We start from the raw sequence: 23,963 nt of genomic DNA, 5'->3' as shown, positions 1-23,963 counted from the left end.
TCGCATCCTCGTCGAACCCGAAGTGCTGCGGTCTCATGTTTTTCCGTTCAGGATGGTTCCTGATTTCGGGCGGTGGGCCATGATCTTCAGCTTGGTGGAGCCGGGTATTGCGTTGGCGGCGTTGCTGGTGGGTGTTGCGCTGGCGCCAATCAAGCGCGTGGTCGCGAGAGTCGTTTTCCTCGCTGTCTATCTTGCAGTGCTGGCCGCGCCGTTCACCTGGCTTGTGGTGGAAGGCGCGGACTGGCGGGGGTTTTTGATTCTCGGCGTGATAGTGGGGCCGGGGTTCGTCGTCAGTGCGTTTCGGATCGTCCGTGCGATTACCCGGAAGAAGTGAGCGGCGTCAGTTTCCTTGTCCACTCTTCTCATGCCGAAAGCTGGACAGGCACTGTTGTGCGTTCACCTACCGGAGTGTCTGGTGTCCGGGGTGCCCGTCGGCGCAGTCCGGGAAGTGCGCGCAGTCGGCCAGGTCACCCGAAGAGACTGAAGCAGGGTGAAAGCGGGCCACGCCCGGCGGTGCGAGCAAGGGAACCTTCCTGTCAGCTGCGCGGCGAGAGGATTCCCTTTCTTCGCCGACCCAGACGCTCAGCTGGCGCTAAGGATGTGCTGGCAGAATGCTTCCGTGAGCACCGAGCAAGATCGAGTCGATGTTCGCGGCGTTGTCAGCTTTGTCGTGATCGCCTACCTGCCGGCGTGGCTGTTGACCTTGCCGCTGTGGCTTACCGGCGAAGGGCTGTCGTGGGCCTGGGCACCTGTCGTGCTCCTCGTCATGATGTTCATGCCCGCAGTGGCCGCTCTGGTTGTCAGCAAGTGGATAAGCCCGAGCGCGAATCCGCTGCGCAGCATCGGACTGACCAACCCCGGCGGTATCAAGAAGTGGTGGCCGCACATCCTGGTCGCCTGGCTGGGGCCTCCGCTGGCCATGGTGCTCGCTCTCCTGGTCGGCTACCTGCTCGGGATCTACAAAGCCGACTGGACGGGCTTCTCCGGCCTGGCCGAGCAGTTCGGGACAGGCGTGATCGGTGCTGAGCCGCAGACCTCGCCCGGGATGCTGGCGCTCATCCAGATCGCCCAGGTATTCGGGCTCGGCTGGTTGCAGGTCATCCCCGCCCTGGGCGAAGAGCTCGGCTGGCGCGGATACCTGGTGCAGGCCCTGCTCCCGCTCGGACAACCCGGTGCGTTCCTCACCACCGGTGTGCTCTGGGGGCTCTGGCACGGACCTGTGCTGATCCTCGGGTTCAACTACCCGACGGTCCCGATCGTGGTCGCGTTCATGATGATGATGTGCTTCTGCATCCTGGTCGGAACGCTGCTCGGCTGGCTCCGGCTGGCCACCGGAAGCGTCTGGCCGGCAGCGATCGCCCACGGCTTCCTCAACGCGGCAGCCGGCTTGACCATCGTCTTCAGCCAGGCCGGGTACGCGATCGACAACGCATCGGTCGGGCTCCTCGGCTGGACCGGCTGGATCGTCCTGGCCCTGCTGATCCTGGTGCTCTTGCTGCTCGGCAAGCTCCCGGTGCGCTTCCAGGTGGAGCAGAGCGGGATAACCCGTGGCGTCAACCGCCGCAGCCGCCGATGATCGGGAGCGCAAGCATGGGAACTTTCCTGTCACTCGCCGCGCGCTGAACCCACGGCGGCGGTGGGTGAAAGCATGGGAGGCATGTTGACGAGTCTGCTGCCCTCCACCCAGCGCGCCCTGCTGCGGCGTCTGGCGGTGGAGCAGAGCGAGAACCGGGTCCCCTCGCTGATCGCGGGGCTGGTCCGGGATGGTGAGACGATCTGGGTCGATTCCCGGGGCAAGGTCGGTGGCCGGCCTTCGAGCACTGACACCCAGTACCGGATCGGTTCGATCACGAAGACGTTCGTCGCGGTGCTCGTGATGCGCCTGCGGGATGAAGGCCGGCTCGACCTGGCCGACAGGCTCGACGACTACTTGCCGGGAACTGCGATCGGCAACCGCAGCATCGGTTCGCTCCTCTCGCAATCCAGCGGTCTCACGGCGGAGCCGGCCGGTCAGTGGTGGGAACGGACTCCCGGAGGCGATGCTGCCGAGCTGCTCGCCGGAATCGACGAGAGCGCAGTGCGCCCCACGCCGAACCACGGCTTCCACTACTCCAACGTGGGCTTCGGCGTGCTGGGCGAGCTGGTTTCGCGGCTGCGCGGTGCGCCTTGGCACGAAGTGATGCAGCGCGAGATCTTGGCGCCGCTGGGCATGAAGCGCACCACTCTGGAGCCGGTCGCTCCCCACGCCGAGGGATTGGCCGTCCACCCGTGGGCGGACGTCGTGCTCTCCGAGCCGGCCGAAGACGCGGGGGCGATGGCCCCGGCGGGCCAGTTGTGGTCGACGTTCGACGACATGGTCACGTGGGTGCGGTTCGTCGGCGGGGACACCGGCGAAGTGCTGCACCCCGACACGGTCCTGGAAATGCGCTCGCCCGGCTCGGTCGACGACGGTCCGGAATGGCGGGGCGGTTACGGGCTCGGACTGCAGCTGATGCGGTACCGAGGGCGACGACTGGCCGGTCACACCGGGTCGATGCCCGGATTCATCGCGAACCTCTGGTCGGATCCGGATGACGCCACCGGCGTGATCTACATGGCGAACACGACATCCGGGATGAGCGGAACCTTCTCTACGGACCTGCTCGACCTGCTGGCCCAGCATGAGCCGCGAATCCCCGAAGCTTGGGAGCCCAGCGCGGACGTCGACATGCGGCTGCTGGAACTCACCGGTCAGTGGTACTGGGGTCCGAGCCCGTACGTGCTGCGGATCCGCCCGGATGGCCTGCTCGATCTCGCCCCGTCGAAGGGCAGGGGCCGGGCATCGCGGTTCCGCGCCAACTCCGACGGCACCTGGACCGGTCTGGACGGCTACTACTCGGGCGAAACGCTGGAGGTCGGCCGGGATGTGGAGGGCACTCCCACCCATCTCAACCTGAACACGTTCATCTTCACGCGCACGCCGTACGCCAGCGAGGCCCCGGTGCCCGGCGGCGTGGCGGGCTGGCGCCACGGCCGTTGATCGACCTCGCAGGGAAGTGACGCATGGGAACCTTCCTGTCACGGATGGCAGGAAGGTTCCCATGCTCCCGAGCCCCTCGGTGGGCTGGCGCGAGCAGGGCTGCGGTGTGAGGCATGCTGTTTGGTATGTCCGGAGACCTCCCCGTCACCAGCCGCTGGCACATTCCTGCGGCCGAGCTCTCCGAGCGCTTTTCGCGATCATCAGGGCCCGGTGGGCAGGGCGTGAACACAACCGACTCGCGGGTCGAACTGTCCTTCGATCTCGCTAGGTCGACGTCAATGCCCGAATTCCTCCGACAGCGCGCCGCGGACCGACTTGCGAAGCGGCTCGTCGATGGTGTGATCACAGTCGTGGCGTCGGAGAACCGTGCGCAGCTGGCCAATCGTCAGGCAGCCCGGCAGAGGCTGGCCGCATTGCTGGCGGACGCGGTCGCTCCGCCTGGGCCCAAACGGCGACGCACGAAGCCGACGAAGGGATCCCAGCAGCGGCGGCTGACCAGCAAGAAGCAGCGTTCCGAGGTGAAGCGCCAGCGTCGTCGGGGTGATCCAGGCGACGGATGAGCTGCCGACGCGCCACTAACGACTAGCCTCAACAGCAGAACGAGAGCGGAAGGGCACTGCTGATGCGCACAGCGTGGGTTTTGCCGGGTGGTTCCACTTTCGGAGCGATCCAGGCCGGACTGGTCTCCGCGCTTTTCGAAGCAGGCGTTGAACCAGACCTGCTCGTCGGCACGTCGGCGGGTTCGCTCAACGCTGCCTGGCTGGCGGGCAACCCCACGCTGAACGGTGCGGAGAAGCTGCGCGAAATATGGACTTCGATGCGGCGAACGGATGTGTTCCCCATCCAGCCGTCGCGCATCCTCGCGGGGAAGCTCGGCTTGTCCAACCATGTGATGGGCAATCACGGTCTGGCCCGCTGGCTGCACAACAACCTCCCATTCCGGCGGTTGGAGGACGCGCAGATCCCGGTGACCGTCACGGCGACCGACATCGACAGCGGTGACCCCGTGTACTACGAGTCGGGCCCTGCGCTGCCTCCACTGGTCGCGTCGTGCTCGATCCCGGGGATGTTCCCGCCGGTCAAGATCGGTGATCGTTGGCTGGTCGATGGTGGCCCGGCGGTTTTCATGCCGATCAGCCGCGCCGTGGAGCGAGGAGCGGAGCGCGTCTTCGTGCTGCCTTGCGGTGGGACGGAGCGCTTCGAGTACAACCAGTCCAAGCGCGGTATCGGTGCGATAGCGACCTGGCCGACGCCGAGGGTCCCACCGCGATCGGTGGGTGGAGTGAACGGTGCCGCACTGGGCGCGGCGATGCTGTCCGCGGCGAGGCTGGACATGCAGTTGAACGCAACGCGCTGCGAGCTCTACATCGTCCCCGCTCCGTCCGTGGTTGGTCTTTCGCCATACTCGTTCGCGCACGCCAGCGCGCTGATCGAGGCAGCTTGGGAGATCGCCCGCCGGTGGTACCCGTCCGCGAAGCCAGTTCCGGAAGGGCCAGTCGACATCGGCGGGCATCCGCTCGAGAGCGGTCAGTTCGGGGTCTCCGACGTCGCCCCGGCAATGCCGTGACCTGATGCGAGCATGGGAACCTTCCTGTCATCTGTCTGACCGGAAGGTTCCCGTGCTTCAGCTTCTGCTGGCCCGCACCTCGGCGAGTTCGTCCACGGCCAGCCGGTCGGCAGGAGCCGTTGCCGGGCGAGCCAGGCTGACCAGCACGTTCACCGCGATGTTCACCGCGAGCCCGATCAAGCCGGCGTTGATGCCGAGCAGTGGATCGTTCCCGGTGCTGACGAGCACCGCCACGACGACCACGCCCACCGCGAGTCCGCTCGCTGCTCCTGCGACCGTCATGCGCTTCCACAGCAGGCTGATCAGCACCACCGGCAGCAGCTGAGCCAATCCCTGGTAGGAGAGCACCGACAGCTGCACCAGTGTGCTCGGCGAGACGAAGGTGAACAGCAAGGCGACCAACCCGACGAGGAAGGTGACCAGCTGTGAGAGTCGCTTCTGGTGAGGTGCTGTCCGCGGGTGCACTCCCAGCACCGAGCGCCCCCACATCGTGCCGATTACGAGCATGAAGACAGCCATCGGGACGATCGATGAGAGAGCCCCGGCAACACCGACGAGCCCGACCATCCACGCCGGCATGGAATCGACGACGAGCTCGAACATGGCGAGATTCGAATCGCTCAATCCCGGAACCACGAACACCGCGGCAAGCCCCAGGAGGATGGGGACGAACAGCAAGACCTGGTAGAAGGGCATGATGATGGCGTTGCGCCTCAGCACGCCGGGATTCTTCGCGCCGAGGTAGCCGGCGACGGTGGTTGGGAAGATCGTGTAGACGACGCCGTTGAGCAGCCCTGTGGTGGCGAACCACAGCATTCCCAGGGATTCCTTGCCCTGTCCCGGCAGAACGAGCCATTGTGGACGCTCAGCGACCAGGCGGTCCAGCATCGGGCCGATCCCGCCGAAGTAGTGCACGGGCACGTAGACGAAGACCGCCAGCAGCGTGATGATCACCAGGCTGTCCTTGAGGATCGACACCCATGCGCTGCCACGCAGCCCGGAGAAGATGATGAACGCTTCGGTCACCACGAACGCGATGAGGTAGCCGGTGCCCAGGTTGATCGTTCCGTAGCTGATCGTGGAAACGACTACGCCCATCCCAGTGATCTGGAGCTGGATGTACGGCAGCAGGAAGACGGTGGTCAGGATCGCCACAGCTGCGCCGAACCACGGTGAATCGAAGCGGAAGGAAGTGATGTCGGTGATGTTGTGCAGGTTGTTTCGATGGGCGTAGTGCCACAGGACCGGGCCGATGATGTAGCCGACGGCGAAGCCGATCGCCAGGTAGGCGGGCAAGTAGAAGACCGGCATGCCGTAGTCGTATGACCAACCCGCCGCGCCGAGGTAGCTGAAACTCGTGTAGGTCTCACCGGCCATGAGCACGAAGATCAGCACCACGCCGAGGCTCCGGCCACCGACCGACCATTCGGCCAGATTCGCCCGGTCCCGCCCGCGCAGCGAGAGAAGACCCAGAACGATCGTGCCGATCATGAACACGCCGAACATGCCGATGGAGACCGCAGCGTTCGAGCTCATTCGGAATCACCCCGTTCGCGCTCCCGGTCAGCCCGCCACAGCGGGTCTTTACGAGCTGCGAGCCAGATGCAGGCAGGGGTGAGCAAGGTTGCGACCAGCATCCAGAACATGAAGAAGGGCAGGCCGAGAACTACCGGGTCGACCCGGTTGTACAGCGGAAGGGCCACCAGGTAGAGCAGTACCGGCCCGGTGAGCCACCACAGCGATTTGCGTTTCTTCAGCACTAGTCCCTCCGAGGGCCGCACCCAACACGGCAAGGAAGCTTCGACGGGTGACAGGAAGGTTCCCTTGCGCGCACCGCCTCACGCCAGGGCGTTGGACGTCGGGTTCGTCACGGAGTCTGCAACTCCGCTGATCAGCGGCGAAGCCGGTCAAACCTGTTTTGGGCATGCGGCGGCTGAGGTCACCGACGTCGACCATGCCCGTGACCTGAGCAGCTGGGGCAGATCGTGGGTGATCGGCCAGCGTCCGCCCAGCTGTGACCGGCAAGGGCCATTGTCTGGTGGTATCCACGGCACCTCCAGCGACTGCTGTCGATGCATGGCATCGTGCCTGCTGCTACCGCCGGGCACCAGACCGTGGAGCTCGGACCCTCAAGCAGCAGTGCGTTGGGCTGTGCTGGCTGGTCGTGCTGGGCTGGCTGCGAGCCCACGCAGCGGTGTCGTGCCGCCCTGGAAGGAGCGCAGGATCGCGCGTGGCACTGCTGTGCCTCGCCGGCTGCCGAGCTCCATTTCAGTGATCAGGTCGTTGAGCTTGCAGCGAGTCTCCTTGTGGATCGCGTCGTGGAGCAGTCGTTGGGTGAACGCCCAGGTGCGGAACGTCCGGGCACCATCCATCACTGCCCGGACTGGCGGTGCCGTCGGAATACCGTTCACGTAGGTGGGTTCGGGAAGTCTGATGGTGCGTTCGAATCGCGTGCCGGTGTAGCTATGGATCTTCCGACTGTGCGGGATCAGCACGTGCACTTCCACGTCGTCGAGTGACGTTGGGATCCCATGCAGATGGGCAGCCACGATGCCGGTGACCACGGCACCTGGACCGGCGCGGAGCAGTGCGGCTTGGATGCGATCGTGAACCGTCGGTGGCCCAGGCGCGACCAGCACCACACCGGGTGCAAGGCGTGTCCAAGGGCCATCAGCGCGGGCGCGTCGGTAGGTCGTCGACTGGGAGATCCCGAGCTTCTCGATTTCCGCGACGCGGTACACACGTCGCTGGAAGCGCGATTCAATTGCGTTGATCGTTTTCTGCATGCCCTGCAATATCCGGTCTCCGCGGCTCAGGCCTCGGGAGGTTTCTCGGTTCCGGTCGCGTGTCGGGCACCTGAATCCTCGATCGGTGGGATACGCGGCGAACATGGGAACTTTCCTCTCAGCCGCCTGATAGCAAGGTTCCCATGCTCGCCGCCACGGCACGCGTGGCCTCGGTTTGGGTGGTAATCAACAGCTTGAGCCAAGGTGACTCTCAGGTTCGCGGGGCACGCTCGGTGCATGACGACGAGCAGAGGCCCCGGCGACCTGCCGGAACACGGTGGTGCTGAGCGCGACTTCACTCCCGGAGGGGGGTTCGCGGGCGGGCATGAGGCCGCCGCTGCGACTCACCCGATTCCCGGAGTTCCTCCTGGGCAGCCGCATGCGGCTGAACGTCGGCGGTGGGGAGCTCTGGTCGCGGTCGCACTCGTGGCCGGTGCCATCGGAGGCGGCATCGGCTTGGGCGGTGGAATGCTGCTCGCGGAATCGGGTAGCTCATCGTCAGTGTTGTCCCAGCACGATCCTGTGACCGGAACTCAGGTGAATGCGGAGACCGGCACGGTGCAGTTCGCGGCGAGCAAGACATCTGCGAGCACAGTGGACATCGCCGTTCGCTCGGGCCGGAGCGGTGCTGAGGGAACCGGTGTCATTCTGACCCCAGACGGGTATGTGCTGACCAATAATCACGTGGTCGGCGGGGGTGGTCAGATCGCTGTCACACTGCCCGACGGGACGGTCAAGAGCGCGCAGGTCGTCGGCACGTCACCGTCGTACGACCTCGCTGTGATCAAACTTGATGGAGCTAGCGGCCTCACCCCCGCTGAGCTCGGCAAGTCTTCGTCCCTGACCGTCGGGCAGCAGGTGGTCGCCATCGGATCTCCGCTCGGGCTCGAGGGGACCGTCACCTCCGGCATCGTCAGCGCCATGAACCGCACGGTGGAAGCCAAGGGCGACGACGGCCAGCCCGTCATCTACAACGGAATCCAGACAGATGCATCGATCAACTCGGGCAACTCGGGCGGGCCGCTGGTCAACCTGGACGGCCAAGTGATCGGGATCAACTCGGCGATCCTCTCCAGCGGGCAGAACTCGGGCAACATCGGCTTGGGATTCGCGATCCCGATCGACACCGCCAGCCGGGTGGCCAACGAACTCATCAAGAGCGGTGTGGCGACCAAACCCCAACTGGGAGTCACCGGGACCGACAGCGACACTGGGGCAGCGTCCGTCAGCTCTGTCGTACCGGGATCAGCAGCGGAGCAAGCCGGTATCAAGGCCGGTGAAACGGTCACCAAGGTCAACGGACGAAACGTCAGCAGCTTCGCCGATCTCGTCGCGCAGATCAGCGCGAACGCACCCGGGGCGAAAATCACCCTCACCGTGACCGATGGCCAGGGCAACAACCCGCGCGATGTCGAGGTCACGTTGGGCAGTCAGCAGGACAAGTCTCCGCAGACCACTGGTCAAACCGACTCCGGCTACGAACAGCAGGACCCCTACGGCTCGCCTTATGGCTCGGTTCCTGGTGGGCGCTGAGCGTGCGCGAGCATGGGAACCTTCCTCGCGGTGACAGGAAGGTTCCCATGCTTTCAGCCGTTCAAGCGGTGCGTTGGAGCCACCACTTCATGGCGTACTCGACGAGGGTGATGAGCGCCTGCTGGGTGGAGCCGCGGTTGCGGGCGTCGCACGTCACGATCGGCACGTCGGCCGGGATCGCGATCGCTTCGCGGACTTCTTCGACGCGGTGGCGCAGCATGCCGTCGAAGCAGTTCAGGCCGACGATGTAGGGCAGCCGACGGTCTTCGAAGAAGTCGATGGCCGAGAAGCAGTCCGCCAGCCGCCGGGTGTCCACGAGCACCACGGCGCCGATCGCGCCGCGCACCAGGTCGTCCCACATGAACCAGAACCGCTGCTGGCCGGGCGTTCCGAACAGGTAGAGGATCAGGTCGGTGTCCAAGGACAGCCGGCCGAAATCCATCGCCACCGTGGTGGTGTTCTTGTTCGGGGTGGCGTGCAGATCGTCGATGCCGCTGCTCGCCTCGGTCATCACTGCTTCGGTCGTCAGGGGCACGATTTCCGACACCGACCCGACGAACGTCGTCTTGCCGACGCCGAAGCCGCCTGCGACGACGATCTTCGCCGAGGTCGCGGTTGTGGGCCTGGTGGTGGGGTGCCCAGGTCGAGATCGCGTTTCGGGGGTCATTTCTGCCAACCTCAGTTGTCGTGTCGAGCTGGTGTCCTGCGCTGCGCCACGAGGCCCGCGCCGGAGGAGTCAGAGCCGGCGGAGACCGCTCAGAACCCTCTCCATCAACATGAAGTGCGATGTGGTGCCGGATTCGCTGACCGTTTGGTGCACCGTGACCAGTCCCAGGTCGGCCATGTCGCCGACCAGGACTTTCGCCACGCCCAGCGGAACACCGAGCAGCGCCCCGACCTCTGCCACCGATCGGGGGTGGCGGCAGATCTCGGCGATCGAGTGGTGCTCGATCCGCTGCAACCGGCTCGGGTGGCAGAACTCGCTGGTCGAGACGAGAGTTTCCAGTTCCAGGCGGTAGTTGGAACGAGTCCGCCCACCGGTCCAGGCGTATGGCCGGATGTAGGTGGCCGAGCTTTCCTCCTGCACTGGTTCAGCTGGCTGTGGTGCTTCGTCGGCTTCCCGGGGCCACGGCGGTTCCGGCACGGGGGGCTGTGCCGGGGCTTGCTGCTCCACCTGTTCTGGCGCGCGTTTGCGCCGGCGGCCGCGTCGTCCGCTGTCGAGGGTGAACCGGTTGAAGACCTCGGCGAAGGCGTCCGCCTGGGGCGACTCGCGGTCGTCCCAATGGTGTCGCCCGGATGATTCCGGACCTGTGCTCATGCCGTCCTCACACTGACTGGCCGGTCATCACCCGACTCGATCCTTGCAGCTGGGAGCGCAGTTCAGGGGTCAGGATCTGTCCGACTCGTTCGACCAGCAACGCCATCTCGTAGGCGATGAGGCCCATGTCGCAGTGGGGCGCGGCGAGCACCGTGAGACATGAGCCGTCGCTGATCGCCATCTGCAGCATGAGGCCGCGTTCCATCTCGACCACGGTTTCGCTCACCGTGCCGGCTTCGAAGCACCTCGCCGCTCCTTGAGTGAGGCTGAGCAGCCCGGATGCGACCGCGGCGAGCTGATCGGCGCGGTCGGTCGGAAGTTTCGCCGACGCTGTCAGCAGCAGGCCGTCCGCCGAGACCACCACGGCGTGCGCCACGCCGGGGACTCGCTCGGTGAAGTCGGTGACCAGCCATCCGAACTGGCTCGGTTGGGAGTTGTTCGCGTTCATCGGTGTTTCCTGTCCTCCTCACTGACGCGGGTTGTCACAGCCGTTCGTCGGCCGAACGCTGCGGGTCGCGGAGGCTGTGCTTTCCCTCGCGGACCCCGCGTTGGAAGCTGGCCAGCCGGCCGCGCATCATGTCCGCGTCGCGGCGGGGCTGGGCCACCTCGGTGACTGTTCCCGGTAGCAGTTGGGTTTTGGGGATCCGTCGGGGGAGCCCGGCGGAGGTGTGGTCTGGAACCTCCTGATCGCACGTGGGGGCAGGGGGTTCGGCATCGCTTGCCGCTGCGGCGGCCTGCTCGGTGGCCGGGGCGGAGTTCACCGCTTCCGCTCGCTGGCGGTGCCGACCGCGGCGGAGCCCGGCCTGGAAGCTGCTCAGCCGGCCGCGTGCGACGTCCGGGTTCCGCTGCGGGCGGGGCTGTTCCGTCCCGGGCGACTCAGCACTGCCGGCGACCAGGTTCGCCAGCGGAATGCGCTGCGGCAGCCCAGCGGAGGTGTGGTTGGTCGGCTCCGCCGCCGCGACCTCCTGAGCGCGCTGCCGCGCCTCGTCGCTGGCGAAAGCCCACACCCGGCCGTTGCTGCCGTTGTGCGTCGGCTGAGGGGAAGGGAACTTTCCTGTCGGGCCGGATGACAGGAAGGTTCCCTTGCTCGCATCCCCGGGCGGGGGCCAGTGCGGGGTGGTGTGGTCGGTGGCGGGGGTCGTCTGGAACCAGGCCGAAGCGAGGTTGTCGAAGATGGGGGTGGGCGCGCCGTTGGTGGCGCCGTCGGACGGGGCCTTCTCCTGGGCGTTCGCCACGTCGCGCTGCTCTGGCACCGGCTCTGCGTCGCGCGGTGGGCGGAGCAGGTGGTAGCCGTTGCGGATGGGGCTCGCCGCATCCTGTTCCGCGGCTTCCCAGTCGAACTCCTCGACGAGGGCATCGCTGGTGTGCTCGTGGTGGGTGGCGGCTCCGTTCGTCCGCGGCTGGGGCAGGTTCACCGCGTCCGCGAGCAGTTCCGGGCCGATGGTCACCGATGCGCGCAGGCCCCTTCCCTCGGCACCCGGGTGCAGTTCCACGTGGATGCCGTGGCGGGCCGCGAGGCGGCCGACCACGAACAGGCCCATGCGCCGGGACGTGGACAGCGTGAGTTCGCCGTCGGAGGCCAGCCGGATGTTGGTCTCCGCGCGGTCGGTTTCGCTCATGCCGATGCCCTGGTCGACGATGTCGACGACCAGGGCTCCGTCTCCGCGCCGGTGTCCGGAGACCGTCACCTGCGTGTTGGGGGCGGAGAAGTTGGCCGCGTTGTCCATGAGCTCGGCGAGCAGTCGCACCAGGTCGCTGGCCGCGTAGCCGACGATCTTGACGTCGGGCAGCGGCTGGACGATCACGCGCGGGTAGTGCTCGATCTCGGAGACCGCGGCGCGGACCAGGTCGGCCGGGCTGGTCGGTTGGGTGAAGCGCCGGGCCAGGTCGGTGCCGGAGAGCACCATCAGGTTCTCGTTGTTGCGGCGCATCCGGGTGGCCAGGTGGTCCAGCTGGAAGAGGGTGGCCAGCTGGTCGGGGTCTTCCTCGTCTCGTTCGAGCTGTTCGAACAGGCGCAGCTGCCGCTCCAGCAGGCTTTGGCTGCGGCGCGAGACGTTGACGAAGGAATCGCTGTAGCTGCGGCGCAGTTCGGCCTGCTCGGTGGCGAGGTTGACCGCCTGGGTGTGCACGTCGTCGAAGGCGCGCGCCAGGTCGCCGACCTCGTCGGCGGTGTTCACCGGCACCTGCTCGACGGGCGATCGCGGGGCGTGCCCGGCGCGGATGTCGGCCACCGCGCTCGGCAGCTGGTGGTTGGCGGTGTCAAGCGCGCTGCGTCGCAGCAGGTCCAGGGAGCCGAGCAGGTGCCGGGCGACGGCCACCACGATGGCGCCTGCGATCAGCAGCGCGGACAGCAGGATCACGGATTCGAAGCCGGCCAGGTTGCTGGCCCTGTCCTGCAGGTTGAACGCGGTCTCGTGCAGCTGCTGGTCCAGTTGGCCGCCCAGGGCGCCGAGCGCGGCCAGGGCGTTCAGCGACTGCTCGTGCCAGATCGCGGGTGAGACGAGGGCGGAGGAGAGCTGGGCTCGGGAGTTGTTGCGCTCGGCCATCGCCAGCTGCACCGAGGTCTCCCGGGCCGGGAACCGGGGGTCGGCGTAGAGCTGGTCGTAGGAGATGCGGTTCGGCAGGGAGGCTGCGGCGCGGAACTCCTTTGCCGCGGCGCTGCGGCGGGATTCGCTGGCGTCCAGCTGCGTCAGGTTGTCCTCGGTGAACTTGCCGCGAGTCAGCCCGGTGAGCAGGAGCGCCTGCTGGAGCTGGACCTCTTCCCTGATCTTGGCGAGTTCGTGCGCGCTGGTCGCCGGCGAGACCAGTTGCGCGGACGAGATCTGGCTGAGCAGGGTGCGGTCGAGGCCGAGCAGGTCGCCGATGACCTCGGTGTAGGACTGGATCGCGTCGTCGGGGTCGAGCTTGCCGCTGAGCACACGGTTGCGCGTCGGGGCGAGTTCGGCGATCTGCCGGTTCGTCTCCTGCCGGGCGAATCGCACCGCATCGTTGTCGGGCGCGGCGCCGAGGGCTCCGCGAGCGGCGTCGAGTGCGCGGTCGGTGGTCGCGATGCGGTCCCTGACCTGCTGTTCGGAAGTTCGCCCGCGGATCAGGAAGTCGGTGGATTCAGTGCGTTCCCACTGCAGATCCTGCACCGCGGTGCGCACCGCGGTGCCTGCGGTGACGATCCGGTCCATGGCGCTGTACTCGTCGGCCTGGGAGATCTGGCTGCGGATCTGCAGCACTCCCAGCACCAGTGCGAAGATCACCGGTACGAGCACGACGGCGCCGATCTTGACCGGGAGCTTCCAGTCGCGCCATCCGGTGATCCGTGCGACGACCTTCGTGGTGGCGCGCGGCCACGTGGACGCCCGTGACACGTGCGTGGGCGTGTCCTCGAGTCCGCTGCTCACGACGCAGTCCTTTCCCGCGCCTGCCGGATGTCTCGTCAACCGACTGCGCGTTCGTGTGGTGGGCAGGCTGCGCCGTTCGGTTGGGGCGTGCGGCGGTTTCTCGATGGCTGGCGGCGCTGCCTGCGTTCGGGGTTTTCGCGGGTGGCCGGGTGCGGTCTTCGACGTCGGCGTCCGGGCAGCCTGCGATGTTCGGGGGTCGCAGCTGGTTTCGGGTGTTGTTGTGCGCCGGTTCGTCGGTGGCAGAACACTACCGCATTCGGACGATCTTCCGTTTTGCGCGATTTTGGTGCCCTGACCAGCGAATATGTCCGGACCAAGATCGTTTTTCAGGCGTGGCGCGGGTTGTGAACACTGATCGTGTCCACTTCTGTGGTGCGCTCAAGTGCTTTAGTCACCCGATAGGGAGATGTTGCAGGTCGCGCGGCCCGTGACGCCGCTCGAAGCCGCCTGGTTTTGGCTGCATTCTCGGAAAACCGCCTCTGTGCTGCTGAAATGTCGCACCGCAAGCAGGTTTTCGTGCGGGGGCCACTTCAGGAAGAGGCTGTGGATCTTCAGGGGATCCGAAATTTTGACCACATTCCGTGACTGAAGAGTTCATCAATGTGTGTGCTGTGTCGTTGTGGGGCTCGGTGGTCGTCGATTCGCTGGCTAGACTTCCGGCCCGGTTGGCATTGCGGGCAGTGCGGTCGTCGGCTCGGCTTCGCGAATTCGCGGAACCGGTCGGCGGACGTGGGGGGACTTCGACACGTCGGTGGAAATCCGTGCCCACGCGAAGATCTGCTTGGAAGGACGAATGCCCAACGCACCCCACCTGCCGCAGGTGCCGCCCGCCGCACCGGCGGCGACCTTCGGTCAGATCGACAAGTCCGCTGCCCGGTCCGCCGGGCACCCACCCCCCGATTACGCCGAGATCGCGCAGCGCCCCGAGTTCCACGAGCTTCGATCCCGGCTGCGCCGCTTCGTCTTCCCGATGAGCGCGGCCTTCCTCATCTGGTACCTCGGCTACGTCGTGCTGGCGGCCTACCTGCCGGAATTCATGAGCATCCGGTTGATCGGCGAGATCAACGTCGGGCTGGTGATGGGCGTCGGCCAGTTCGCCACCACGATCCTGATCATCGTCCTCTACCTGCGCTACGCCGCGCGGCACGTCGACCCCCGGGTGCGCGCGCTGCACCTGGACGTGACCGGGGAGGACCCGCGATGATCGGCGCCAACCCGGTGCTCAACATGAGCATCTTCGGCGTGTTCGTGCTGATCACGCTGTACGTGGTGTACCGCGTGAGCAGCAGCGGCACCGCCTCCGACTACTTCGCCGCCGGTGGCCGGTTCACCGGTGCGCAGAACGGCATCGCGCTGTCCGGCGACTACCTGTCCGCAGCATCGTTCCTGGGCATCGCCGGCGCCATCGCCATCTACGGATACGACGGATTCCTGTACTCCATCGGCTTCCTGGTGGGCTGGTTGGTGAACCTGCTGCTGGTCGCCGAACTCCTGCGCAACACCGGCCGGTTCACCATGGGCGACGTGCTCAGCTTCCGGATGAAGCAGCGTCCGGTGCGCGCCGCGGCCGCGGTGTCCACGCTGATGATCTCGTTCGTCTACATGATCGCCCAGATGGCCGGGGCGGGCAGCCTCGTCGCGCTGCTGCTGGACGTGCACAGCGCAGGCGGGCAAGCGCTGGTGATCGCCTCCGTCGGGCTGGTCATGGTGGTGTACGTGCTGGTCGGCGGGATGAAGGGCACCACCTGGGTGCAGATCATCAAGGCGGGCATGCTGATCCTCTGCGCCGCGATGCTGACCCTGTTCCTGATGGGCAAGTTCGGCTTCAGCATGACCTCGTTGATGCAGCACGCCGCCGAGCGGAACCCGCTGGGCGACCAGATCTTCGCCCCGGGCGCGAAGTACGGCGAGAACGAACTGACCAAACTGGACTTCGTCTCGCTGTCGCTGGCCCTGGTGCTGGGCACCGCAGGACTGCCGCACGTGCTGATGCGCTTCTACACGGTGCCGAACTCGCTGCAAGCGCGGCGTTCGGTGGTGTGGGCGACCGTGACCATGGCCGGCTTCTACCTGTGCACGCTGGTGATCGGGTTCGGCGCGGGAGCGGTCAACGGCACCGAGGCGATCCTCGCGGCACCAGGCGGGGAGAACTCCGCCGCGCCGTTGCTTGCCTTCCGCGTCGGCGGGACGGTGCTGCTGGGGATCGTCGCGGCGGTCGCGTTCGCCACCATCCTCGCCGTGGTCGCGGGGCTGACGCTGACGGCGTCCGCTTCGTTCGCGCACGACGTGTACGCCAACGTGCTGAAGCGCGGTGCCGCTGACCCGGATTCGGAGGTCCGCGTGGCCCGGTGGACCGCGCTGGTGATCGGTGCGGCATCGATCGTCGGCGGGATCCTCGTCAACGGCCAGAACATCGCGTTCCTGGTGGGCCTGGCGTTCGCCTTCGCGGCCTCAGCGAACCTGTCCACGCTGCTGTTCTCGCTGTTCTGGAAGCGCTTCAACACCCGCGGCACGCTGTGGGGCATCTACGGCGGGCTGAGCTCCTGCCTGGTGCTGGTGATCTTCTCGCCGGTGCTGTCGGGCACGCCCGGCTCGATCCTGCCGGACGTGGACTTCGCGTGGTTCCCGCTGAGCAATCCGGGCATCGTGTCGATCCCGATCTCGTTCCTGTGCGGCGTCATCGGCACGCTGCTCGGCGGACCGCAGAGCGATCCGCGGCGCACCGCGGAGATGGAGGTCCGTTCCCTCACCGGCATCGGATCGTCCTGACCTGCGGTTTCGTGGGTGGGTGACAGGAAGGTTCCCATGTTCGCAACCGCTCTCGCCGACCTGTGGCGGTGCGGACAGGGCTGAGCGCAGGGCCCGGAGGCGTCGTGCTTCCGGGCCCTTTCGCTGTGTTGCGAAAAAAGTGTGGACCGGGTGGTCCACACTTGGCTAGAGTGTGTGACGTGGAAAAGCGGAGCATGCCTGCGCAGCGGTGGCGTGAACTGGTGGCGACTGCGGCCGCGGAGTTCGCCGACGCCGGTTACGAACGCGCCTCGCTGAATCGGGTGATCCGTTCCTGCGGCATGAGTAAGAGTTCCTTCTACCACTACTTCGACTCCAAGCAGCAGCTGTTCGAGGCGGTCGTCGCGCACGTCGCGGCGACGGTGGCCGCTGATCTGGAGGTGCCTGAGCCGGCGGACTTCCGGCCCGACTTCTGGGGACTGGCCGAGCGATTCCTGCAGCGTCTGGTGTTCGCCGCCGAGCGTGATCCGCTGTTCGTGGACTTCGGCCGGATTTGCTATCTGCCGGATGTGCCAGCTGGTCAGGATGGTGTTTCGGGCGCAACGGCGGCGATCGATGACTGGTTGCGGCGGACCCTCGCGGTCGGCCGGTCCGCTGGTGCGGTGCGATGCGACATCCCGCCCGGGCTCCAAGCGCACACCGCCATCGCGGTCCTCCGCGCGTTCGACGAGTGGGCCCTGCACAACCGGTCGGCGTTGGGCCCGGGGGAGCTGCCACGTCTCGTGCAGGCGCAATTCGAGGCGTTGAAAAGACTCTTGGAACCCGTTCAGCAGGGGTCCGCGTAGAACTGAAATCGCATTGATCGGGCTTGAGGGTGCTCGATCGATTTTGTGCTATCCGAAAAGAGGCGTGCTGTGCCGTCGATGCCAGCTGAATCGCAAATGCCGGTGGATGCGGTCGTCGAATGGCGGATTCCGCCGACTCCTCGTGGCGTCGGGGGAGTGCTGAAGCGGTTCCTCGGGCCGGGGCGGACTCGGCTGGAGAACGTCGTGGAGGCCGTCGGCCAACTGCTGAACATGGCTCTGCTGGCGCTGTGCATCGGGTGGTTCGGCGGCTGGGGCGGGTCCGTGCTGCAGGACGTGGTCCTCGCGGTGATGGTGTTCGACCTGGTCGGCGGAGTGCTGACCAACGCGACCAATGCGGCCAAGCGCTGGTATCACCGCCCAGCGCCGGGAATGCGGGGCAAGCGGCTCCTCTTCATCGCCTCGCATCTGCTCTACCTGGTCGCGGTGGTCTTCGTGCTCGACGCGGGCGGGTGGCGGTGGTTGCTGATCAACGCTGGCCTGCTGCTCGCCGCCGCGGTGCTCGTCGAGGTGGCGCCTCTGGAGGTCAAACGGCTGGCAGCGGTGGGCCTGTACCTGGCTGCGGTGCTGGTGAACCTGACCTGGTTGCCGCTGCCTGCCGCGCTCGCCTGGTTCCCGGTGCTTTTCTTCCTGAAGCTGCTCGTCTGCTTCATGGTTCCGGAGGCGCCGATGTACCGGCGGGCAACGACCTAAGTGGACTCCGGGTTACGCGCGCTGAGCGAGGTTTCCAGCTTGGTGAGGACGCGGGAGAGGTATGCGTGGTCTTCTTCCGCGAGCGTTTCGATCAGCTCGGCTTCGTGGTCGAGCAGCTGTCGCACGGTCGACTCGACCAGGTCGTGCCCGGCGTCGGTCAGCCGGACGGCGACCGCGCGGCGGGACGCCGACGACGGTGACCGCTCGACGAGTCCGGCCTGTTCGGCTCGGGCGATGCGCTGGGAGACGGCCCCGGCGGTGACCAGCGTTCGGCGGGTGATCTCGCGCGTGGTCAGCTCGTAGGGCGGGCCTGCGCGGCGGATCACGCTGAGCAGGTCCAGCGTCGACGGGTCGATGCCGAGCCGGGCCAGGGTGCGCCGGCGTTCGTCGGCGAGGAGCTTCGCGATGCGCCAGATCGGCGTGATGATCTCGATGGATTCGGTGCGCGAACCAGGCAGCTCGCGGCGCCAAGCCGCGGCTATGTCGGCCGAGGGCCAGGTCGAGGTCGAACTGAGCGGATAGCTCTCGGAGTTGGACACCGCGCACCTCCCAGCGTTACGTTTAGCGCTAAACGTATCAGATCTCAGGAGTGCACAGTGAACCGAATCGTGCTCGTGACCGGCGGCAGCAGCGGTATCGGCAAGGCCGTGGCGAGTCGCTTCCGCGCCTCCGGTGACACCGTGATCATCACTGGTCGCGGCGCTGAGCGGCTGGCATCCGCAGCCGCTGAGATCGACGCCTGGCCGATCCCCTGCGACGCGTCGGACCCGCGGCAGGTGGCGGCGCTGGCGGCGGAACTCGGCGACCACCTCGATGTGCTCGTCAACATGGCGGGCGGCAACACCGATCTGCTGCGCGACGATCCGGCGAACCTGGAGCAGCTCGCGGAGGCGTGGCACGCGAACCTGGATGCCAACCTGCTCAGCGCGGTGCTCACGACGGCCGCCGTGCTCGACAAGCTGCGTCCGGGCGGCACCATCGTCAACGTCGGGTCCATCGGTGCCGAATACGCCTCGACGTCCTACGGTGCGTCGAAAGCCGCTCTCGCCGCTTGGAGTGCGGGTCTGTCCTCAGAGGTCGGTCCGAAGGGGCTGACCGCGAACCTGATCTCGCCCGGCTACATCGAGGAGACGGAGTTCTTCCACGGCAAGCTCAGCGATCAGCGCCGGGCCGCGCTGATCGACGCGACTCACAACGGCCGCCCGGGACGTCCTGGTGACATCGCCGAGCTCGCGCACTTCCTGGCCTCCGAGGGGGCTCGCCACCTCACCGGCCAGACCATCCACGTGAACGGCGGTGCGCACACCACGCGATGACGCTGGTGCGCAAAAAGATCCGCCCCTGGTGGCGATTGCCGAACCAGGGGCGGATCTTCTCGGGCGCCCTCGGCAGGACTCGAACCTGCGACACCTGCCTCCGGAGGGCAGTGCTCTATCCGCTGAGCTACGAGGGCTTGTCGCTGCGGACGATCGTTAGCTTAGCGCACCCGCAGGGCAGTCCTCTGCGGGGGGTGTCGAACGCGGGGCGGCGGGAGGACTGGATGCGAGCATGGGAACCTTCCTGTCATCCTCCCCGGCGTCGGCGCTGGTCACCTTGACACGTGAAATCATGCGTACTTCACTATATGTGAGGTGATGCTGTCGTAGGAGGGTCGATGGGTCAGGGCCACGGGCACGGTTCCGCAGCCGACGCGGTCAGCGCATCCGGGCGCTACGTGCGGCGGTTGGCCATCTCGTTCGCGATCCTGCTCGCGTTCCTCGTGCTGGAAGCGGTCGTCGGGTTCATGACGTCCTCGCTGGCGCTGCTGTCCGATGCCGGGCACATGCTCACCGACGTGCTCGGCGTGGGCATGGCGCTCGCCGCCATCACCGCCGCTCGGCGGCCGGTGGGGGACAAGCGGACCTTCGGGCTCTACCGCATGGAGGTGCTGGCCGCGCTCGCCAACGCCGTGCTGCTGTTCGGCGTCGCCGCCTACATCCTCTACGAATCGGTATCCCGGTTCCAGGATCCGCCCGAGGTCGCCGGGGTGCCGATGATGCTCACCGCGGCCGCCGGGCTCGGCGCCAACCTCGTGGTGTTCGCGCTGCTGCGCCAGGGGGCCAGCGAGAGCCTCAACGTGCGCGGGGCCTACCTGGAGGTGCTCGCCGACACACTCGGCTCGGTCGGCGTGCTGATCGGCGGCCTGCTCACCTGGCTGTTCGGCTGGTACCTGGCGGACCCGATCGTCGCCGTCGCGGTCGGCCTGTTCGTGCTGCCGCGCACCTGGAAGCTGGCCCGCCACGCGCTGCGGATCCTCGTCCAGCAGGCCCCCGATGGCATCGACGTGCGCGAGCTGCGCGCGGACCTGACCTCCCTGCCGTCGGTCACCGAGGTCCACGACGTGCACGTGTGGACGCTCACCTCCGGCATGGAGGTCGCCTCGGCGCACCTGACCACCGGGCCCGACGCGGACCACGGCGGGGTGCTGATCGCCGCGCAGCGGATGCTGGCCGAGCGCTACCGGATCGAGCACGCGACGCTGCAGGTCGAGCCCGCCGAGTGCGCCAAGCGCTGCCAGGCGCTGACCTGGTGATCTCAGGCACCGCGTGACAGGAAGGTTCCCATCCTCACGTCAGAGCGGGCGGGCGCCGCGCTCGGCGAGCATGGAGCGCATGAGCTGGCTCTCGTTGCTCTGCGAGCCCAGCATGTTCTTCGCCAGCTCGCGCACCGCCGGGATGGTGGCGTGGCGGGCGCCGTAGTCGGCCATCGGGGCGCCGCCCTCGTGGTGGCGCAGCATCAGCTGCAGGAAGTAGACGTCGAACTCCGGGCCGCGCAGGGCCTGCAGGTGCGCCATCTCCGCGCTGCTGGCCATGCCGGGCATCAGGCCGCCGGAGGAGGGGCCGGTCGAGGCGGTGCCGTGGTCGTGGCCCTCCGCCGACATCCACTCCATCAGCGGGCCGACGGCCTGGGCCGGCTGGTGCCACAGGCTCAGCCAGCCCTGCATGCGGCCGATCTGGTCGCGCTGGTTGGTCTCGATGTCGAAGGCCAGCTGCCGCACCGCGACGTCGGCGGCGTGCTGGCGGGCCAGCGTGGCCATGGTCACCGCTTGCTGGTGGTGCACGGACATGTCCTGCGCGAAGCCGATGTCGACCGGGGTCGGCTCAGGTTCGGCGCGGTCGAAGGACGGCACCCGGATCAGCAGTCCGAGCGCCGCCCCCAGCAGCAGCAGTGCCAGCGCCGCCGCGACGGCCACGAAGACGCGCGTGGCCAGCGGGCGTTCCGTCACGGCTGGCCCATCTCGCCGGCGTCCTGGGTCGCGCCGCGGCCGTCCATCGGGACCGCGTCCGGGCCGGGCGGGGTGCCGTCGAACTTCGGCGGGTTGTTGGTGTCGAACGCGCCCGGGTAGGCCTGGCAGGAGCCGCCGATCTCCGGGTAGACGCCGTTGTTGTTCAGGCGCAGCGCGGTGATGAACTGGTCGATGCGCGGGTCGTCGGCGCTGTCCAGCTTGAGCTGGTGCCCCCACGACTGCAGCGAGATCGGGCTGTCCAGTCCCGGGTACGGCGACATCATCGTGTAGGGCTTGCCGTCGGCGCGGACCTTGAGCCGCTCGACACCGGCCTCGTCGACCTTCTCCGGGTTGTAGGCGATCCACACCGCGCCGTGCTCCAGCGAGTGGACCATGTTCTCGGTGCGCACCGCCTCCGGGTACACCACGCCGGTGCAGTCGGCCCAGATGCCGTCGTGCGGGCCGCCGAACGGCGGGGAGTGGTCGTAGGCCACCCGCTGGTCCGGCCGGACGTGGATCTGGCCCGGGTAGTCCACGACGGTGACGCCGGGGATCTTCTTGGACGGGTCGGGGTTCTCCGGGGACGGCTTGAACGGCTCGGCGGCCTTCTCCGCCGCCTCCTGCGCCGCGCGGACGTCGGCGGTTTCCGAGTACCTCATGAACGCGAAGCCGAAGACCACCGCCGCGAACACCGCTACGACGGTGACGCCCGAGATCAGCATCCAGGGGATTTGCCGCTGGTGCACCACGGCGCCGCGCACCGCTTTGCTCTTCCTGTTCGCCATGCTGTTCGCAAACCTCGTCTCAAGAACCACCGGGGGATCCGGCCCGCCAGTGTAGAGATTGCCGACGCCGCGAGAAGCCTTCCGGCCAATGCTCGCCACCACACGTTCTCACACCGCTGTGACCGGGTGATCACGCGGCGTGGTCTTGCCTGCTGGGACGTGGCCAACCCGTTGGCTGAGCAGCGCGGACGCTTCCTTAGACTGCATAAGGTGACTCCCGCCGCGCTCGCAGAACTGGTCCGCAACACCGCCGTCGAGGTGCTTTCCGGCAAGCAGCTGGACACCTCCGTGCTTCCCGAGGTGGTGACGGTGGAGCGACCCCGGAACCCGGAGCACGGCGACTACGCCACCAACCTCGCGATGCAGGTGGCCAAGAAGGCCGGTGTCAAGCCGCGCGACCTGGCGACCTGGCTGGCCGAGGCACTGACCGGCAAGGACGGCATCGACTCGGTCGACGTCGCCGGCCCCGGCTTCCTGAACCTGCGGCTGGCCGCCGACGCGCAGGGCCAGATCGTGCGCGAGGTGCTCACCCGCGCCGCCGACTACGGCGACGGCGACGGCTTCGCCGGGCTGAAGGTCAACCTGGAGTTCGTCTCGGCGAACCCGACCGGCCCGATCCACCTGGGCGGCACCCGGTGGGCGGCGGTCGGCGACGCGCTCGGCCGGGTGCTGGCCGCGCAGGGCGCCGAGGTGACCCGCGAGTACTACTTCAACGACGCCGGCGCGCAGATCGACCGGTTCGTGCGGTCGCTGATCGCCGCGGCCAAGGGCGAGCCCACCCCGGAGGACGGCTACGGCGGCGCCTACATCGCCGACATCGCCGCCGAGGTGCTCAAGACCGAACCGGCGGCGCTGGAGCAGCCCGCCGAGGAGCAGCACGAGACCTTCCGCCGCATCGGCGTCGGCTTGATGTTCGACGAGATCAAGCAGAGCCTGCACGAGTTCGGCACCGACTTCGACGTGTTCTTCCACGAGGACTCGCTGCACACCTCGGGTGCGGTGGAGCAGGCGCTGGAGACGCTGAAGAAGTCCGGTCACGTGTACTTCGCCGACGGCGCCTGGTGGCTGCGCTCCACCGAGTTCGGCGACGACAAGGACCGGGTGGTCATCAAGAGCGACGGCGCGCCCGCCTACATCGCCGGTGACGTCGCCTACCTGCTGGACAAGCGCAACCGCGGCTTCGAGCTGTGCATCTACATGCTGGGCGCCGACCACCACGGCTACATCGCCCGGCTCAAGGCCGCCGCCGCGGCCCTGGGCGACGACCCGGCCGTGGTCGAGGTGCTCATCGGGCAGCTGGTGAACCTGGTGCGCGACGGCAAACCGGTGCGGATGAGCAAGCGCGCGGGCACCGTGGTCACCCTGGAGGACCTGGTGGAGGCGGTCGGCGTGGACGCCGCCCGCTACTCGCTGATCCGCTCCTCGGCGGACTCCGCGCTGGACATCGACCTGGACCTGATCACCAAGCGCACCAACGAGAACCCGGTGTTCTACGTCCAGTACGCGCACGCCCGGCTGTCGTCGTTGCAGCGCAACGCGGCCTCGCTGGGCATCGAGCGCGGTCCGGTGGACGACGCCGACCTGTCGCTGCTCACCCACGAACGCGAGGGCGACCTGATCCGCACCCTCGGCGAGTTCCCGCGCGTGGTGAACTCGGCCGCCCAGCTGCGCGAACCGCACCGGGTGGCCCGCTACCTGGAGGACGTGGCCAGCGCGTACCACAAGTTCTACGACGCGTGCCGCGTGCTCTACCCCGGTGACGACCAGGCGAGCCCGCTGACCATCGCCCGGCTGCAGCTGTGCGAGGCGACGCGCCAGGTCATCGCCAACGGCTTGGGGCTGCTGGGCGTCAGCGCACCCGAGCAGATGTGAGAACCTGTCTTCGAACTCGTTTTGCGTGGTGGTGCGGGTGGCGGGACCTCAGCGCCCGCCTGGACTCCGGTCTCATGCACGATCCGGCAGCCTGGCGAGCGGGCTGCCCTCGCCAGGCGAGGGCTGAGTACCCGCGGCGGTGC

Annotated in this window: 23 protein-coding genes and 1 tRNA gene; 13 read left to right on the top strand and 11 right to left on the bottom strand. The window is 67.4% G+C overall.

The window, feature by feature from the left end; translation table 11 throughout:
• From C4T78_RS36705 to C4T78_RS35005, 5 genes are all read left to right on the top strand, one after another.
• On the top strand, window positions 1-334 hold a 334-nt coding region (locus tag C4T78_RS36705; RefSeq protein ID WP_181138268.1), incomplete at its 5' end, for a hypothetical protein.
• Between the two features lie 285 nt (window positions 335-619).
• Window positions 620-1,576, top strand: coding sequence for a CPBP family intramembrane glutamic endopeptidase (locus tag C4T78_RS35020; RefSeq protein WP_177247754.1), 957 nt, complete (start codon window positions 620-622; stop codon window positions 1,574-1,576).
• 81 nt (window positions 1,577-1,657) lie between these two features.
• The gene (locus tag C4T78_RS35015) at window positions 1,658-3,019 is read left to right on the top strand and encodes a serine hydrolase domain-containing protein (protein WP_093357045.1); all 1,362 of its coding nucleotides are present in this window, start codon (window positions 1,658-1,660) and stop codon (window positions 3,017-3,019) included.
• Window positions 3,020-3,144: 125 nt separating this feature from the next.
• A complete protein-coding gene (arfB, locus tag C4T78_RS35010) occupies window positions 3,145-3,579 on the top strand; it encodes an alternative ribosome rescue aminoacyl-tRNA hydrolase ArfB (protein WP_093357184.1) in 435 nt (144 codons plus the stop codon).
• Window positions 3,580-3,641: 62 nt separating this feature from the next.
• On the top strand, window positions 3,642-4,586 hold the full coding sequence (locus tag C4T78_RS35005; RefSeq protein ID WP_093357047.1) for a patatin-like phospholipase family protein: 945 nt from the start codon (window positions 3,642-3,644) through the stop codon (window positions 4,584-4,586).
• 57 nt (window positions 4,587-4,643) lie between these two features.
• Here C4T78_RS35005 and C4T78_RS35000 read toward each other — a convergent pair whose 3' ends face one another.
• From C4T78_RS35000 to C4T78_RS36230, 3 genes are all read right to left on the bottom strand, one after another.
• Window positions 4,644-6,092 (bottom strand): sodium:solute symporter family protein, encoded by a 1,449-nt coding sequence (locus C4T78_RS35000; protein WP_258958400.1) that lies wholly within the window; start codon window positions 6,090-6,092, stop codon window positions 4,644-4,646.
• Between the two features lie 26 nt (window positions 6,093-6,118).
• Window positions 6,119-6,346 carry a DUF3311 domain-containing protein gene (locus tag C4T78_RS34995; protein WP_093357108.1) on the bottom strand — a complete coding sequence of 76 codons (228 nt, stop codon included), beginning with the start codon at window positions 6,344-6,346 and terminating at the stop codon, window positions 6,119-6,121.
• 369 nt (window positions 6,347-6,715) lie between these two features.
• Window positions 6,716-7,372 (bottom strand): hypothetical protein, encoded by a 657-nt coding sequence (locus tag C4T78_RS36230; protein WP_143186006.1) that lies wholly within the window; start codon window positions 7,370-7,372, stop codon window positions 6,716-6,718.
• Between the two features lie 426 nt (window positions 7,373-7,798).
• Here C4T78_RS36230 and C4T78_RS34990 point away from each other — a divergent pair, with 426 nt between their 5' ends.
• The gene (locus tag C4T78_RS34990) at window positions 7,799-8,905 is read left to right on the top strand and encodes a S1C family serine protease (RefSeq protein WP_235863790.1); all 1,107 of its coding nucleotides are present in this window, start codon (window positions 7,799-7,801) and stop codon (window positions 8,903-8,905) included.
• Between the two features lie 61 nt (window positions 8,906-8,966).
• Here C4T78_RS34990 and C4T78_RS34985 read toward each other — a convergent pair whose 3' ends face one another.
• From C4T78_RS34985 to C4T78_RS34970, 4 genes are all read right to left on the bottom strand, one after another.
• Window positions 8,967-9,572: a GTP-binding protein gene (locus tag C4T78_RS34985; protein ID WP_093357111.1), complete on the bottom strand. Its 606-nt coding sequence runs from the start codon at window positions 9,570-9,572 to the stop codon at window positions 8,967-8,969.
• A 69-nt stretch (window positions 9,573-9,641) separates the two neighbouring features.
• Window positions 9,642-10,223, bottom strand: a complete 582-nt coding sequence (locus C4T78_RS37480) for a DUF742 domain-containing protein (RefSeq protein ID WP_093357112.1) — start codon at window positions 10,221-10,223, stop codon at window positions 9,642-9,644.
• 7 nt (window positions 10,224-10,230) lie between these two features.
• Window positions 10,231-10,671 (bottom strand): roadblock/LC7 domain-containing protein, encoded by a 441-nt coding sequence (locus C4T78_RS34975; RefSeq protein ID WP_093160007.1) that lies wholly within the window; start codon window positions 10,669-10,671, stop codon window positions 10,231-10,233.
• Between the two features lie 34 nt (window positions 10,672-10,705).
• Window positions 10,706-13,615, bottom strand: a complete 2,910-nt coding sequence (locus C4T78_RS34970) for a sensor histidine kinase (protein WP_093357113.1) — start codon at window positions 13,613-13,615, stop codon at window positions 10,706-10,708.
• A 793-nt stretch (window positions 13,616-14,408) separates the two neighbouring features.
• On the opposite strand from C4T78_RS34970, the gene C4T78_RS34965 reads away from it, so the two are divergent.
• The 4 genes from C4T78_RS34965 to C4T78_RS34950 all read left to right on the top strand — a co-directional run bounded on the left by C4T78_RS34965 (window position 14,409) and on the right by C4T78_RS34950 (window position 17,898).
• The gene (locus C4T78_RS34965; RefSeq protein WP_093357115.1) at window positions 14,409-14,819 is read left to right on the top strand and encodes a DUF485 domain-containing protein; all 411 of its coding nucleotides are present in this window, start codon (window positions 14,409-14,411) and stop codon (window positions 14,817-14,819) included.
• Window positions 14,816-16,384, top strand: a complete 1,569-nt coding sequence (locus tag C4T78_RS34960) for a monocarboxylic acid transporter (RefSeq protein ID WP_093357116.1) — start codon at window positions 14,816-14,818, stop codon at window positions 16,382-16,384. Before C4T78_RS34965 ends, C4T78_RS34960 begins: the two co-directional genes overlap by 4 nt.
• Window positions 16,385-16,563: 179 nt before the next feature.
• Window positions 16,564-17,187, top strand: a complete 624-nt coding sequence (locus C4T78_RS34955) for a TetR/AcrR family transcriptional regulator (protein WP_235863792.1) — start codon at window positions 16,564-16,566, stop codon at window positions 17,185-17,187.
• Window positions 17,188-17,265: 78 nt separating this feature from the next.
• Window positions 17,266-17,898: a hypothetical protein gene (locus C4T78_RS34950; RefSeq protein WP_235863793.1), complete on the top strand. Its 633-nt coding sequence runs from the start codon at window positions 17,266-17,268 to the stop codon at window positions 17,896-17,898.
• Here the strand turns inward: C4T78_RS34950 and C4T78_RS34945 are convergent.
• Window positions 17,895-18,437 (bottom strand): MarR family winged helix-turn-helix transcriptional regulator, encoded by a 543-nt coding sequence (locus tag C4T78_RS34945; RefSeq protein WP_093357120.1) that lies wholly within the window; start codon window positions 18,435-18,437, stop codon window positions 17,895-17,897. The genes C4T78_RS34950 and C4T78_RS34945 overlap by 4 nt on opposite strands.
• A 57-nt stretch (window positions 18,438-18,494) precedes the next feature.
• On the opposite strand from C4T78_RS34945, the gene C4T78_RS34940 reads away from it, so the two are divergent.
• Window positions 18,495-19,214, top strand: coding sequence for an SDR family NAD(P)-dependent oxidoreductase (locus tag C4T78_RS34940; RefSeq protein WP_093357121.1), 720 nt, complete (start codon window positions 18,495-18,497; stop codon window positions 19,212-19,214).
• Window positions 19,215-19,278: 64 nt separating this feature from the next.
• On the opposite strand, the gene C4T78_RS34935 is transcribed toward C4T78_RS34940, so the two are convergent.
• Window positions 19,279-19,351: transfer RNA gene (locus tag C4T78_RS34935), tRNA-Arg, on the bottom strand.
• A gap of 201 nt (window positions 19,352-19,552) precedes the next feature.
• Here C4T78_RS34935 and C4T78_RS34930 point away from each other — a divergent pair.
• Window positions 19,553-20,470, top strand: coding sequence for a cation diffusion facilitator family transporter (locus tag C4T78_RS34930; RefSeq protein WP_093357123.1), 918 nt, complete (start codon window positions 19,553-19,555; stop codon window positions 20,468-20,470).
• 39 nt (window positions 20,471-20,509) lie between these two features.
• Here the strand turns inward: C4T78_RS34930 and C4T78_RS34925 are convergent, their stop codons facing one another.
• Together C4T78_RS34925 and C4T78_RS34920 are read right to left on the bottom strand one after the other, a co-directional pair.
• Window positions 20,510-21,163, bottom strand: a complete 654-nt coding sequence (locus C4T78_RS34925; RefSeq protein ID WP_093357125.1) for a DUF305 domain-containing protein — start codon at window positions 21,161-21,163, stop codon at window positions 20,510-20,512.
• Window positions 21,160-21,948: a thioredoxin-like domain-containing protein gene (locus tag C4T78_RS34920; protein WP_093357127.1), complete on the bottom strand. Its 789-nt coding sequence runs from the start codon at window positions 21,946-21,948 to the stop codon at window positions 21,160-21,162. Before C4T78_RS34920 ends, C4T78_RS34925 begins: the two co-directional genes overlap by 4 nt.
• Before the next feature lie 210 nt (window positions 21,949-22,158).
• Between C4T78_RS34920 and argS the strand changes: the two genes are divergently transcribed.
• The gene (argS, locus tag C4T78_RS34915; RefSeq protein WP_093357129.1) at window positions 22,159-23,820 is read left to right on the top strand and encodes an arginine--tRNA ligase; all 1,662 of its coding nucleotides are present in this window, start codon (window positions 22,159-22,161) and stop codon (window positions 23,818-23,820) included.
• Window positions 23,821-23,963: the final 143 nt, after the last annotated feature.

It is taken from the genome of Saccharopolyspora kobensis, from assembly GCF_900108315.1.
GTDB classification, from domain to species: Bacteria; Actinomycetota; Actinomycetes; order Mycobacteriales; family Pseudonocardiaceae; genus Saccharopolyspora; species Saccharopolyspora kobensis.
This window is presented reverse-complemented; position numbering and strand designations above follow the sequence as displayed.